Origin of the sequence: Methylobacterium sp. SD274, from assembly GCF_017355285.1 — a bacterium.
GTDB lineage: Bacteria > Pseudomonadota > Alphaproteobacteria > Rhizobiales > Beijerinckiaceae > Methylobacterium.
The window spans coordinates 124,187-137,587 of sequence record NZ_JADIJP010000008.1 but is presented as its reverse complement, the minus strand read 5'-3'; the positions used below and the strand labels follow the sequence as shown (position 1 = coordinate 137,587).

The window sequence follows — 13,401 nt, the reverse complement described above, 5'->3', positions numbered from 1 at the left end:
AAACGGAGCGCGGAACGCGCCAGGTTGCGGAATGCGGCAGACGAAAGTCGGGAAGGGAGCAAGAAGCCCGTGAATCCACCCAACAGCGACGGAAAAGGTCCGGGAACGCCCACCGGGGCGAACGGCCCCAAACCCGAGACCGGCAAGCCCGAAACCAGCAAGCCCGAGACGGGAAAGCCTGAAATGGGCAAGCCCGGCACGCCGATTCCCGGCTCCACGAGTGCTGCCTCCACGAATCCTGCCGCCGCCAAGCCGGGCTCCTCGAATCCCGGCTCCGTGGGCTCCGGCCCAGCAAAGCCCATCGTGCCGCCCGTGGCTTCACCGGCCCAGCCGGCCAAGGCCGAGACGCCTGTCTCCGGCACGACACCGGTATCGACGGTCGCCAAAACTTCGGACGGCAAGCCGGCCGACGTGAAGCCGGCTGAGCTGAAGCCCGACGCCGCGAAGGCGGGCACGTCTCCGTCCAGCCCCGTGAAAGCGGATGCGCCGAAGGCGGAGCCCGTCAAATCCGAGTCGCCGAAATCTGCCGCATCGAGCTTCGAGGCAGGGAAGGCCGGTGGCCCCAAGCCCGATCTGTCCAAGCCCGATCCGGCAAAGTCCGAGCCCGCGAAGCCTGCCGGTTCCGGCCCCATCGGCGCAGGCCCGGCGGCGAGCGGTACGTCATCGATGCGTAACGATGCGCCGAAGGCCGGGGCAGCCGCCAGCGGCCCGCAATCCCCGCCGCCAAAGGCAGAGATCACCGATGGGCCGATCATCGACCTGAAGGCGAAGCGGATTTCCGATTCCCCCGAGGCCACCAAGACCGGTCCTGCTTCGAGCGCGACGAAACCCTCGGGCTCCACCACCTTCACGGGCAGCCCGGACAAGCCGTCCGCGCCCTCCGACACGAAGAGCGCCGGTTCGACGACACCGAAGATCGGTCCGGCCGTAACCGCGCCCGAACCCAAGCGCGGCGGCGCGGGCTTCGGCTCGGTCGCCACGGCCGGGCTCCTCGGTGGCGTCATCGGTGCCGGCCTGCTTTTCGCCGTGGAGCGCTCCGGTGCCCTGGGCGTCGCGGAGGACGGCCGCATCGCCGCCCTCGACCAGAAGATCGCCGCGCTCGCGCCGAAGGAGGCCCTCGCCGCCCTCGACAAGCGCATCGGCGCCAACGAGGCCGGCCTGAAGCCGCTGCAGGAGTCCATCCGCTCGGCCGATGCCACCGCCAAGGAGGCGCTGCAGAAGGCGGGATCCGTGTCCGCGGTACCGACCACGGCACCGACCGGTGACGGATCCGCGCCAGCCGCGACCCTGCCGCCAGATCTCATGGCCCGGCTCGATGGGCTCGACCAGCGCGTGGCGGCTCTACAGGAAGAGCCGGGACGCGACCAATCCGGCAATGCCGGTCTCACCACCATCACCCCCCAGACGCTCACCGGTCTCGAGGACAGGCTGAAGGCCGTCGAGGGCAAGGTCGACACCGCCGCCAAGCCCGCCGCCAACGACGGGCTTGCGAGCCAGGTCACCGCCCTGAAGGGTGAACTCGAGACGCGCACCAAGGCGAATGCCGAGGCCGGGGAAGCGCTGAACCAGAAGCTCGCGAGCCTGCAGCAAACCCTCGAAAACCGGGTGAAGGCCGCGACGGAAGCGGTCCAGACCGCGACGCAGGCCAGCCAGCAGGCGGTCGACGCCAACAAGGCGCAGGCGGCCGAAGCGGCCAAGGGCGTGGAGCGGCTCATCCAGGCCCAATCCGAGAAGATCGCCGGCCTCGATCAGGCACTGGCCAGCCGCGCGGAGGCCTCCACCGTCCAGGCCGCCATGCGGGTCGTCGCGGCGGACCGCATCGTCGGCGCGCTGAACACCGGCTCACCCTATGCCGATGCGCTGGCGGCCCTGCGCAGCTCCGAACCCGGCGATCCGGCACGGCTCAGCGCCGTCGCGGCCTTCGCCGACAAGGGCGCTCCGACGGCCGCGTCTCTCGCCGCCGAGTTCCGTCCCATCGCCGAGCGGATCGCCGCGAACCGCAAGGCGGCCCAGGCGAAATCGGTGGCCGAGACAGGCGACATCAAGCAGCGCCTGATGAGCATGGCCGAATCCATCGTCCAGGTCCGCAAGGTCGACGCGCCGGCAAAGCCCGGCGAAACCGTTACCGAGGATGCCGTGCCGAAGGTGCAGGATGCGCTGGATCGCGGTGCCATCGCCGAGGCGGCCAAGGCCTTTGCCGGCCTGCCCGAGGATGTGCGCGGGCAGTTCGGCGAGTTCGGCACCAAGCTCGCCTCGCGGGCCGCGGCGGGTGACGCCGCGCGGATGCTGCTGGCGGACGCGTTCAAGGCATTGCCGTCGACCGGTACAGCCCGGTGAGGTCCGTCCGTCCGCGCGGATCTCCGGGCGGCGCCGTCTCGATCATTGTGTGCGGGCGCAGCTTGCCCGCCTTTCCCGATACTCGCGTCCCCTCCCCGGCCGACGCCACCTTCCGGAGTTCGTGATCCCATGTGGCGCGCCCTCGCCTTTCTAGCCCTCCTCGCCATTGCCGCCTTCGGGGCGACATGGATCGCCGACCGGCCCGGCACGGTCACCATCGTGTGGAACGGGTACGAGGTCGCCACGAGCCTCGCCATCGCCCTGATCGGGGTGCTCATCGCCGCCATCGTCATCGGGTTCATCTGGGCCGTGGTGAGGGGAATCATCACGCTTCCCGAGGCCCTGGTCCGTGGCTCCAAGGAGCGTCGCCGGGCCAAGGGCTTCTCCGCCCTCTCGCGGGGCATGGTCGCGGTCGGCTCGGGCGATCCCCTGGCGGCGCGTCGCCATGCCAGCGACGCCGAGCGTCTGCTCGGTGCCGAGCCGCTGGCGCTCCTCCTGAAGGCGCAGGCAGCGCAGATCTCCGGTGACCGCGAGGCGGCGGAACACGCGTTCCAGCGTATGGTCAACGATCCCGAGACGCGGGTGCTCGGCCTGCGCGGGTTGTTCGTGGAAGCCCGCCGCCGCGAGGACGACGTGGCCGCCCGTGCCTATGCGTCCGAGGCCGCGCGCCTCGCACCCAGCGTCACCTGGGCCAACGAGGCCGTGCTGGAGGCGCAATGCGCGGATGGCGATTGGAGCAGCGCCGTCGAGACGGTGGAGCGCCGTGCCTCCCTCGGCCTCATCGAGAAGGGGCTCGCCCGTCGCCAGCGCGCGGTCCTTCTCACCGCCGCCGCACAGACCCGCGAGGCCGGCGAGCCCGAAGCGGCGACGCAGCGCGCTCTCGATGCGGTCAAGCTCGCGCCCGACCTCGTCCCGGCCGCCTGCATCGCCGGACGCCTGCTCGCGCGGCGCGGCGACCTGAGGAAGGCGGCCAAGATCGTCGAGGCGGCCTGGCGCGCCAATCCCCATCCGGACCTCGCCAAAGTCTATCTCGGCCTGCGCGTGGGCGATTCCGTGCGCGACCGGCTCGCTCGGGCCGAAACCCTCGCCAAGATTTCCACTTGGCACCCCGAAGCCCGACTCGCCATGGCGCAGGCCGCCTTGGAGGCGCAGGAATTCGGCAAGGCCCGCGAAGCGCTGGCGCCCCTTCTCGCCGAGCGTCCGACCGTCCGCACCTGCCTCGCCATGGCGAAGATCGAAGAGGCCGAGCACGGCGCGGGAACAGGCCGGGCACGCGAATGGCTGGCCAAGGCCGCCCACGCACCGCGCGACCCGATGTGGATCGCGGACGGGATCGCCTCGGAGCGCTGGGCGCCGGTCTCGCCGGTCACCGGCCATCTCGACGCTTTCGTCTGGAAGGCGCCGACCGAGTTGCTCGAAGGGCCCTCCAGCGACGATGTCACCGGCGACCTCGTCGACAAGGACGATCGCAGCCAACCGGCCCTCGCGCCAGCCCTGCAGGGCAACGAGATGCCGGCGCCCGTGACTGCGCCCGTCGTGGCTCCCGCTAAACCCGCCGAACCCCAGCCGGTGAACGGCGCCGCGATGGTGTCGAAACCCTCCGCGCCGGCCACGGGTCCGATGGCACCCGGCGCCGTGACACCGGTGGTGTTCCCCCCGCCGAAGGGTTCCGATTCCACGTCGGAGAACAAGGCGCGTCTGGTCGGCTGATCCCGCAATGGGGCAAGAAGGGCGGCGCGGCGGCGTCGCCCTTTAAAGGTCGGTTCACGCAAGCTCGCTAAAGCTGTGTCCAGCGAGTTCTGCGTAAACGAAGTGCCATGTCCCCATCTCTCGACGATGCGCCGGACTTCTCCGGCCTGATCGAACTGTCGCGTCTCGGTGACCTCGATCTGAAACCTGTCATCCTCCGGGTGCAGACCGATCTCTTCCTCACCGCGACCGCGCGGGACAGGAAGACGGTGGAGGCCTTCGAATCCCTCGCCGGTGGCTTGATCCCGACCGTCGACGACGAGACGGCCGAGATCGTGGCGCGCAAGCTGGCGCCCTTCCCCGCGACCCCGCAATCCGTCCTCGCCGCACTCGCCGCACGCGGCGGTGAGATCAGGGATCTGGTCATCGCGCAGGCGCCGGACCTGTCGGCGCTCGTGATCGAGGCCGCACTGGCGGACGGGTCGGACATCGCCGTCGCCATCGCCCGACGGGCCGATCTGAGCCGCAGCCTCATCGACGAGATGGCCTCCCGCGACGTCGCGGCCATCGATCTCGCCCTTGCCGAGAACTGGCAGCTCAGCCTTCAGGGCTCCACCGTCGCGCTCCTGGTCGGTCGCGCCCGAACCAGGCCGGACCTGGCCCAGGCGCTGCTCGCCCGTCCCGACCTTGCTCCTGGCGATCTCGGACCACTGTTTCTGTACTCCGACGAGGAACTCCGCGAGGCGATCGGCCGGGCGGTGGGCTCGCGCGCCGCACTTCGGCCAGCGCCTCCCCTGCCGCGCGAGGCCGGAGCCATCCTCACCGGTTTCTCCGGACGCAAGGATGTGGCCGGCTTCGTCGGTGCACTGGCGGACATGCTCGGGCTGCAGCGCAATTTTCTCGCCGGGACACCCGACCCGAGCCGCCGCTACGACCTCCTGACCCTGGCGCTTCGCGCGGTCGGGCTGCACGAGGAAGAGGCAGTGTATGTCTTCCTCACCCTCAACGAGACCGTGGCCCGCTCCGTGGACCGGGTCTACGATCTGGTGAAGCTGTTCCGCACCATCCCGCGCGGTGCGGCCCGAGACCTTCTCTGTGCGGTTCTCGACATGCCGCTGGCCGAGCGGCTCAACGGCGGCTCCGCCCACCAGCCCTACGCGGCCCCCGACGCGGTGCGTCCCCGCATGCCCGCTACCGAGCGCGCCCCGCTACGCCCGGCCCTTCCCGGCAGGGTGCGGCAGTCCGGAACGGCCTGACGGTCCGCCGGAGCCCGCGTCGTTCTATTCGGCGAGATCGAGATGGTGGCGGCCTGCGCGGTCGTCGATCTCGATGATCCAGAGATCGTCGTCGAAACGCAGTTCCTTGCCGATGCGGAGTTCGACATCGGGCGGCGCGGCTTCGCTCATCAGCCGGACGAAGCTGCGGTCCGCCCCGTCCCCGGTATCGACGAGGGATTGCGGGGCCGGACCATAAAGGTCCGCCCGGCCATCCAGACGGTCGACCTTCACGAAGATGGCCCCCGCCTCGGGCGCACCGCGCCGACGCTGCACTGCGTCGATCCCTTCGACGGCGAGACGGCGGAGATGGGCAGAGACCCAGAAATCGGAGCGCAGGCGAGGCATGGCCCGCCTATAGCACCGATGGATTGGCGCAAGCATCGGCCTCCATGGACCAATTCCCGGATTGGATCCGGCGCTCAATGGCGATCGCCCGTCTCGGGTCTATAAATCGACCGGTGCCGGGTTGATCGACGAGGCTCCTGCGGCCTGGATCAGACACAAACGGGACCACCCTTGCGAGGGGCGGTCCCGTTGGGTTTCCAGAGAAGCGTCCAGCCTGAGCACGCCAGGATCGGGTCTGATCGGAAGACCTACTGGGCGACGGTCGAACCGGTCGTGGTGGTCGATTTCACCGGCTTCGAACCCGGCTCGTGCGACATCGTCTTGGTGCGGGATTCGACGCTCTCGCCATCGCGGACCTTGGTCTTGGTCTGCGACTTCGAGAAGGTGCCGCCGTCATGGGACATCGCCTTGGCCTGTCCGTTCAGGCCACCGTTACCGGTCTCGTTCACGTGCGAGCGATCCTTAGTCTTGCCGCCGGCGGCGCTGCCACCGGTCGCGAGCGAGGAGCCCGTCGCGCCGTCCGAGCCCGTCGAGGTGCCGCCCGTCCCGACCGTCGAGGCGGACGTGCCGCCGGCGGCCGCGGAACCGGCACTGCCGCCCGTCGCGCTGCCGCGAGTCTGGGCATCGGCGATGGCGGGCGCGAGGAGGAGCCCGAGGGCCGCGAGTGCGGGAAGAACCTTGGTCATCGTCATGTCAGCCTCACCTTTTGTCCTTGGGAACGGTGACCACGCAGTCGCCGTCTCCGGTGGTGGTCATCGTGGTGCCGTTGCCGGAGCTCGAACTCGAGGCCGAGCTGCTCGTCGTGCCATCGGCGGATCGGGTGGTGACGGACGGCCCCCCGGTAGAGGAACTCTTCACGCCGTCCGGACCGGCCGTGACCGAACTCGACACCGCTCCGGTGTTCTTCGCCGCATCGGACGAGACGATTTTACAGGGTTTTCCGTTCGGCCCGGTGGTGACCGTCGTACCGCCCGAGACGCCGTTCGGTCCCGCGGTGACGGTGCTGGTCTGGGCATGGCTCGCGGCGACCCCGGCAATGGCGAGGGCGCCGCCGAGAAGCGGCAGGATCATACGCGCCATGGTGCAACTCTCCTCGGAAGCGGGATGGGCGCGGCTCCGGGGAACCGCGCCCGAGGGGTCAGACCTGCGGCTCAGCGCTTGTTATGGCCGGGCGCGTTCTCGGAATTGCCGGGACCGCTCTTGTCGTGGCCAGCGGCGCTGCCGGACTTGCCGGCGCCGCCGGACGTTCCGGCGGACGAGCCACCGGTGCCGACCGTCGAGCCGCTGGTGCCCTTGCCGGCCGACGAACCGCCGGTACCGACCGTCGAGCCCGAGCCGCTACCCGTGCCGGCGGACGAACCACCCGTGCCGACGGTCGAGGAGCTGTTGCCGCCACCGGCCGACGAACCGCCCGTGCCCAGCGTCGAGGACGTGCCCGAGCCACTTCCGGAGCCAGCCGACGAACCACCCGTACCGACCGTCGAAGAACTGGTGCCACCGCCCGCGGAAGAGCCGCCGGTTCCGACGGTGGACGACGACTGCGCGACCGCCAGGGCAGCGCCACCGAGGACGAACGTGGTCGTGAGGGCGACGATGCGAATCTGCTTCAACATAAGGTTGCTCCAGTTGTTGTAGTCTTTACGGAGCAATAAACGGAGACCTGCCAAATACCGTTCCAACAAAATGCAGCTTACTTGAGCAAAGCGCCTATCTGAACGGCAGATTAACGCGCCGTTCTATTTACCCCGAGCGTGGCCGACCGTTCAGGGACTTGCCCTGCTCGAGAAAGGACTGGTTGGCCGGAACTGCCAAACGGTGTTCGGCCAGAATCTCCGCCATTCCTGAACCGTCAGGGGAGAGGCGCGAGCGGGCAGGAACGACGATTGCCGTTTGACCGTTCCACGCCGACATCGCGGGGGCTTCGCGCGTTCACGCGCCGTCGATACCGAAAGCGGCTTTGCCGCTCTCAGTCCCTCACACACCGAGGTCTGAGGCAGAACGCCGGATCCGGCCCCTTATCCCTTGGTCGAGCCGGCACGGGAGGCGAGTTCGCGCAAGGTGCGGCCGGCGGCGACGCCCTTGACCGGGAGCTTGCGGTCACGCTCGAATTTCTCGATGGCCGCCCGTGTGCCGGGGCCGAGGACGCCATCGGCGACGAGCGGTCCGTAACCGAGTTTCACCAGGGCGCGCTGTGCCTGCGCCACGGCCTGATCGGGTTTCGGCGTCACCGACGCCGTGGTTTCCCCGGCCTTGATGATGTCGGCGATGACATCGCGCTTGGTCGACGCCGCCGGAGCGGGCTTGGGCGCGGGTTTGGCCGCCTCGATGGCCGGCGCGGCTTTCGGCTCGGGGGCGCTCTCGGGCTTCGGCACCTCGATCTTGCGCGGCGCGGCTTCCGCCAGTTTCGCCGGCTCGGCTGTCTGGCCGGATACCGGCTTGGCGGCGGTGGTGGTGCCGGCACCCTTGCCGAGGGTGGGGAAGAGCGGCGCGGGGTGGCGGCCACCCTGGTAGCCGAGCGCATTCAGGGCGACGGCCGCCACCGCACCGATGGCAACGACCGAGCCGAGCACCTCTCCCGGCCGGCGCAGGCACAAACGCCCGAACCCGCCGACGGCTTGCACGACGTTCCGGAACCAGCCGGAGGCGGGCCGCCGGGCGGGACCGGAGGCGGGTTTGCGGCGGGGCGCGGAGGCCTGCGCCGTCCTGGTCGGCACGATGATCTCGCGCTGGTCGCGCTTCGGCAGCGGTTCGCGCATGGTCTATCCCCTCGAACGCAGACGACGGCCCGACAGATCGAGCCGGGAACGGAAAACCGGCCCCGGCGAAACGCCGTGCCGGTACGGAATGCGCGCGCCTCGTCCGGGACATCGAAGCCGGGACGAGGCGCGCGTGGGGCCTTGGAGGTCGCGGAGATTTCTCATCCCGCGCGCTGCATCGGAATGTAGCGTTCGCTCACCGCCTCGGGGGCGGGGTCGAACAGCCCCATCGGTCGGCGCACCGGCACCACCGTCCCGTCGAGGCTCGGCAGGGGCGTCGAACGGCGGATGCCGGTGCGGATCGGGGCCGGAGGTGCGGTGCTGGACCCGCGCCGGCAATCGAGGGGGAGCGTCACGGTCACGCTGGTGCCCTGGCGTTCGGCGCTCTCGATGGAGATGCTGCCGCCATGCAGGCCGACGAGGCCCTGCACCACCGAAAGACCGAGGCCGGTCCCCTCATGCGTCCGGTCGTAGCCGCTGCCCGCCTGGAAGAACGGCGCGCCGATACGCGGCAGGTCGTCCGCGCCGATCCCGATCCCGGTATCGGCCACCACGATGTCGAGATGCGCCGCGCTGCGCCGGACGGAGACCTCGATCCGCCCGCCGGGCGCGGTGAACTTCACCGCGTTGGAGAGGAGGTTGATGAGCACCTGACGGCAGGCGCGGGGGTCCGCCATGATGTCGATCCCCAACCCGTCGGTGCCGCGCACCAGCGTGATCCCGCCCTGGTCGGCCCTCAGCTGCATCAGGTCGCAGCAGGTCCGCACGAGCGCGCCGACATTCACCACCTCGGGGACGTAATCGAAATTGCCGCTCTGGATGCGCGACATGTCGAGGAGCGCGTTCACCACGTCGAGGAGATGGCGACCGGAACTGCCGATGATCTCGGCATATTCGCGGCTGCGCTCGGGCCCGAGCGTCATGGAGCTTTGCCCGGCGAGGACCTCCGAGAAGCCGATGATGGCGTTGAGGGGCGTGCGCAATTCGTGGCTGACGGTGGCGAGGAACCGGCTCTTGAGGTCGTCGGCGCGTTCGGCCTCGGCGCGGGCGCGCTCCAGTTCCTCGGCGTGGCGACGATGCTCGCTGACGTCGCGGGTCACGGAAACCACACTCGATCCCTCGATCCCCGACAAGGTGCCGACGATGCAATGGGCCCGCATTTCGGCGAAGATCACCCGCGGCTCGCCTTCGGCGCGCTGGGCGGCCGCGTCGAGATGCAGCCGGAACTGGACGGTGGCGGGCTTGCCGCTGGCGGCCACGTCGCTGATCGTCTGCAGCAGGGCCGGACGGTCTCCCACATGGACGCGGTCGAGCAGGCCGTGTCCGCGCAGGCGCCCCGGTTCGATGCCGACGAAACGTGTCGAGGAGGCGCTCGCATCGATGACGCGACCGTTCCGGTCGTGCCAGGTCACGAGGTCGTCGATGGCCGAGAGCAGCATGCGGTCGCGCAATTCGTTGTCGCGCATGCGGGCCAGCCAACGGTCCTCGTGGCGCAGATGCTCCAGGGCCTGGGCGGCCACGTGACCGATGGCCGTGATGGCGAAGACCGGCATCGCCAGGGAGCGGGACAGGTCGAGGAGGGGCAGCGAAATGCTGCCCGGCGGCAGGAAGGCGACGACCAGGGCGCCGATCATCGCGATGAAGGCGGCGGCCAGCGTCGCGCGGCGTGAGCCGGACACGACGGCCTCCAGCGGGATCGCCACCAGCCAGATCGCGGCGGCGGAATTCACCCCGCCTGACATCTGGGCGAGGCAGACCACGAGGCCGGTGAGACCCGCCGACGAGATCGCATGGGCGACCCAGAGGATACCGGTCCGCGACAGGAACACGGCGGCGAAGATCGGCAGGATCAGGCTGGCGATGGCCAGCACTTCGAGACCGCTGGGGACGCCCCGCCAGAGCAGATAAGGCGGGAGGCAGGCCATCATCACGATCCCGGTCGCGAGGCGCGACACCAGGAACCGCTCGTGCCGGAACCGCACGGCATCGTCGTCGATCACCGACTCATGCACGAGTCCGGCGAGCCGGAGATCGATCAGGGAAGCCAGGCCGCTGTAGATACGCAATACGCACACGCACAGCGCGAAGTGCCAAACAGGCCGCTTCGTCGCCCCTTGCTCGACTTTGACTCGGGTTCGACTTGAACTCGACTGATGCCAAACCTCGCAGACCCGACTTAAGCGAGTGTTGCGCAGACCCCTCCGATTGTTCGCGGATGCTTTCCGGTCCGTAACCAGGCCTATTCGGCGGAAGGTCCCTTTCGGGGCACATCGCCCGCTATCCACAGGGCCCGGCACCACATGCCGGTTCGCTGAAGGGTGGTGGCAAAGCCATGTTCACCATGGTTCTGGATTTCAGGGCGTGCGTGATGTGGGCTTTACGTTCTGCGCGGAGGCTCGGTCGCACGGGCCCGCTCACGGCCGACACCGAACCAGTCCGGAAAGCCCATGTCGTTCCTCATCCGCGTCTGCCTCGCCATCGGCGCCCTCTCCTACCTCGCCGCCCACCGCGACGATCCCGACCTCGCGGCGCGCATGACGGCGCCGTCGCTGGAGAAATCCGTCTCCGTCGCCTGGGGAGCGTTGCCGGCCGATACGCGTGAGAAGGCCCTGAGCCAAGCCACCGACGGCTTGGTCCGGCAGGTGGCGGGATCTCTCGCCGGCTCGTCGCGCGACACCCTGGCGGAGACGGATCGCCGTCCGGCCTGGCGCGGCGTGGACGACCGCTGATCGGGGCGGGAGCGGCCGGACCGGACCGCTTCCCCATCCCTCAGATCTCGTAGGACGCGGCCTGTCTTCCGCGCAGGACGTAGAGCGAACGGGGATCGAGGCGCAGACGCGCATTGGGGGGGAACAAGGCCTGCCCGGCCGGGACCGCGCCCGTCGGTCGGGTCGTGTCGAACACGACCATCCACGGCCCGCCGATCACCGGGGCCAGGGTGAAATCGATCGCGTCCTCGGCAGCGTTGATGAGGATCAGCAGGCGGTCCGCGCTCGGTAGATCGTTGCCGATCTGCATGCCGAAGGCCTGCCGGTGTCCGTCGGCCCAGGCCTCGTCGTCCATCTCGGCACCGCAGGGCGAGAGCCAGTGAACGTCGCGGAGAGGTCCTTCCCCGATCACGGCACCGGTCAGGAAGGTCAGGCGGCGCAGGGCCGGTTGCTCGCGGCGCAAGGCCGTGAGGTTGGCGACAAAGGCCGTGAGGCCGGGATCCGGATCGGTCTCCCAATCGACCCAGTTGATCGCGTTGTCCTGGGCATAGGCGTTGTTGTTGCCGTTCTGGCTCCGCGAGCGCTCGTCCCCGGCCAGAAGCATCGGGACGCCCTGGGCCAGAAAGGTCGTCGCCAGCAGGTTGCGCTTCTGCCGCGCGCGAAGGCTCAGAATCGCCGGATCGTCGGTGGGACCCTCGACGCCGTAATTGCGCGAGAGGTTGTGACCGTGGCCGTCGCGATTGTCCTCGCCGTTGGCGTGGTTGTGCTTCTCCTCAAAGGCGACGACGTCGGCCAGCGTGTAGCCGTCATGGCTCGCCACGTAGTTGATGCTGGCCAAAGGCGAACGGCCGGAGCCGGAGAAGATCTCCCGCGAGCCGGACAGCGCCTGCGTGAGCTTCGGCAGAATGCCGTGGTCTCCGCGCCAGAAGGCGCGGACGCCGTCGCGGAACTGGTCGTTCCACTCGGCCCAGCCGCGCGGATAGGCGCCGAGCTGGTAGCCGCCCATGCCGATATCCCACGGCTCCGCGATCATCTTCGCCCGCGACAGGATCGGATCCTGCGCGATGGCCTGGAAGAACGCCGCCCTGGGGGTGAAATCGTGCGGCGTGCGCCCGAGGCTGGTGGCGAGATCGAAGCGGAACCCCGCCACACCATAGGCGGTCACCCAATGCCGCAGGGAGTCGAGGACGAGCTGCATCACCCGCGGGTGGTCGAGGTCGAGGGTATTGCCGCAACCGGTGCAGTCGATCTCCTGCCGCCGGTTCTCCGGGTTGAGCTTGTAATAGCTGGCATTGTCGATGCCCCGGAACGACAGGGTCGGTCCGGTATGATCGGCCTCGCAGGTATGGTTGTAGACGACGTCGAGGATGACCTCGATCCCGGCGGCGGCGAGTTCGCGGATCGCCGCCTTGAGACCGCCGGCCCCGGCCGCCCCGAGATAGCGCGGCTCCGGCGCGAAATAGCCGAGCGGCGAGTAGCCCCAGAAATTCACCAGCCCCTTCTCCACTAGGAACCGGTCGTCGGCGAAGGCCTGGATCGGGAGAAGCTCGATCGCCGTCACACCCAGCTTCAGCAGGTGCTCGATGATCGCCGGATGGGCCAGGGCGGCGTAGGTGCCGCGCTCCGCCTCGGGAATCGCCGGGTGAAGCTGTGTAAGCGCCTTCACATGGGCTTCGTAGATCACGGTCTGCCCGAGGGGACGACGGATCGGAGTGATCGCGAGTTCGGTTAGGTCGGGGGCCGTCACCACGCCGCGCGGCATGAGGGCCGCGCTGTCGCGCCGGTCGATCTGGTCCTCGCGCTGGAGGCCGCGACGGTGCCCGTAGAGGGAATCGTGCCAACGGATCCGGCCATGGATCTCGCGCGCATAGGGGTCGAGAACGAGCTTCGCGGGATTGAAACGATGGCCGTTGGCCGGGTCCCAGGGGCCGTGCACCCGGTAGCCGTAGAGCTGGCCCGGAAACACGCGGCGCAGATAGCCGTGCCAGACGTCGTCGGTGCGGCAGGGGAGCGGGATGACGCGATGTTCGTGGCGTTCGCCCGGCTCGAACAGGCACAGGTCCACACCGGTGGCGTTCTCGGAAAATAGCGCGAAATTGACACCGCGACCATCGAAATGCGCCCCGAGAGGTCCGGGTACGCCCTCGTCGATGCCGATCATGGAGGCCTTTCGCAGGTGCATAGGCCCAACGAATGCGGGCCGGTCGTCGGCGCGGGTCACGCAAGAACGGTACCCCGGAGCCCTGTCCCGCAACCGGCCTGATTGGCCGGTACCGCTCGCCCCGCCGT

Annotated in this window: 11 protein-coding genes; 4 read left to right on the top strand and 7 right to left on the bottom strand. The window is 69.3% G+C overall.

Annotated elements, in window-relative coordinates:
- Positions 1-69 precede the first annotated feature (69 nt).
- From IPV08_RS09745 to IPV08_RS09735, 3 genes are all read left to right on the top strand, one after another.
- Entirely contained in the window at positions 70-2,337 is a 2,268-nt protein-coding gene (locus tag IPV08_RS09745; RefSeq protein WP_207411701.1) for a hypothetical protein, read from the top strand.
- A 129-nt stretch (positions 2,338-2,466) separates the two neighbouring features.
- Positions 2,467-4,047 (top strand): heme biosynthesis HemY N-terminal domain-containing protein, encoded by a 1,581-nt coding sequence (locus IPV08_RS09740; RefSeq protein WP_207411700.1) that lies wholly within the window; start codon positions 2,467-2,469, stop codon positions 4,045-4,047.
- A 107-nt stretch (positions 4,048-4,154) separates the two neighbouring features.
- On the top strand, positions 4,155-5,282 hold the full coding sequence (locus IPV08_RS09735) for a DUF2336 domain-containing protein (protein WP_207411699.1): 1,128 nt from the start codon (positions 4,155-4,157) through the stop codon (positions 5,280-5,282).
- A 24-nt stretch (positions 5,283-5,306) separates the two neighbouring features.
- On the opposite strand, the gene IPV08_RS09730 is transcribed toward IPV08_RS09735, so the two are convergent.
- The 6 genes from IPV08_RS09730 to IPV08_RS09705 form a co-directional block, all read right to left on the bottom strand.
- On the bottom strand, positions 5,307-5,648 hold the full coding sequence (locus tag IPV08_RS09730; protein ID WP_207411698.1) for a DUF1491 family protein: 342 nt from the start codon (positions 5,646-5,648) through the stop codon (positions 5,307-5,309).
- A gap of 248 nt (positions 5,649-5,896) precedes the next feature.
- The gene (locus tag IPV08_RS09725) at positions 5,897-6,334 is read right to left on the bottom strand and encodes a hypothetical protein (RefSeq protein ID WP_246747880.1); all 438 of its coding nucleotides are present in this window, start codon (positions 6,332-6,334) and stop codon (positions 5,897-5,899) included.
- 13 nt (positions 6,335-6,347) lie between these two features.
- Positions 6,348-6,728, bottom strand: a complete 381-nt coding sequence (locus tag IPV08_RS09720; protein ID WP_207411696.1) for a glycosyl hydrolase — start codon at positions 6,726-6,728, stop codon at positions 6,348-6,350.
- Positions 6,729-6,799: 71 nt separating this feature from the next.
- Positions 6,800-7,261, bottom strand: coding sequence for a hypothetical protein (locus IPV08_RS09715; protein ID WP_056426073.1), 462 nt, complete (start codon positions 7,259-7,261; stop codon positions 6,800-6,802).
- A gap of 402 nt (positions 7,262-7,663) precedes the next feature.
- On the bottom strand, positions 7,664-8,404 hold the full coding sequence (locus IPV08_RS09710) for a peptidoglycan-binding protein (RefSeq protein WP_207411695.1): 741 nt from the start codon (positions 8,402-8,404) through the stop codon (positions 7,664-7,666).
- A gap of 161 nt (positions 8,405-8,565) precedes the next feature.
- Positions 8,566-10,479, bottom strand: a complete 1,914-nt coding sequence (locus IPV08_RS09705; RefSeq protein ID WP_056426076.1) for an ATP-binding protein — start codon at positions 10,477-10,479, stop codon at positions 8,566-8,568.
- A gap of 372 nt (positions 10,480-10,851) precedes the next feature.
- Here IPV08_RS09705 and IPV08_RS09700 point away from each other — a divergent pair, with 372 nt between their 5' ends.
- Positions 10,852-11,133 (top strand): hypothetical protein, encoded by a 282-nt coding sequence (locus tag IPV08_RS09700; protein ID WP_207411694.1) that lies wholly within the window; start codon positions 10,852-10,854, stop codon positions 11,131-11,133.
- Between the two features lie 40 nt (positions 11,134-11,173).
- On the opposite strand, the gene glgX is transcribed toward IPV08_RS09700, so the two are convergent.
- The gene (glgX, locus tag IPV08_RS09695) at positions 11,174-13,273 is read right to left on the bottom strand and encodes a glycogen debranching protein GlgX (RefSeq protein ID WP_207411693.1); all 2,100 of its coding nucleotides are present in this window, start codon (positions 13,271-13,273) and stop codon (positions 11,174-11,176) included.
- Positions 13,274-13,401: the final 128 nt, after the last annotated feature.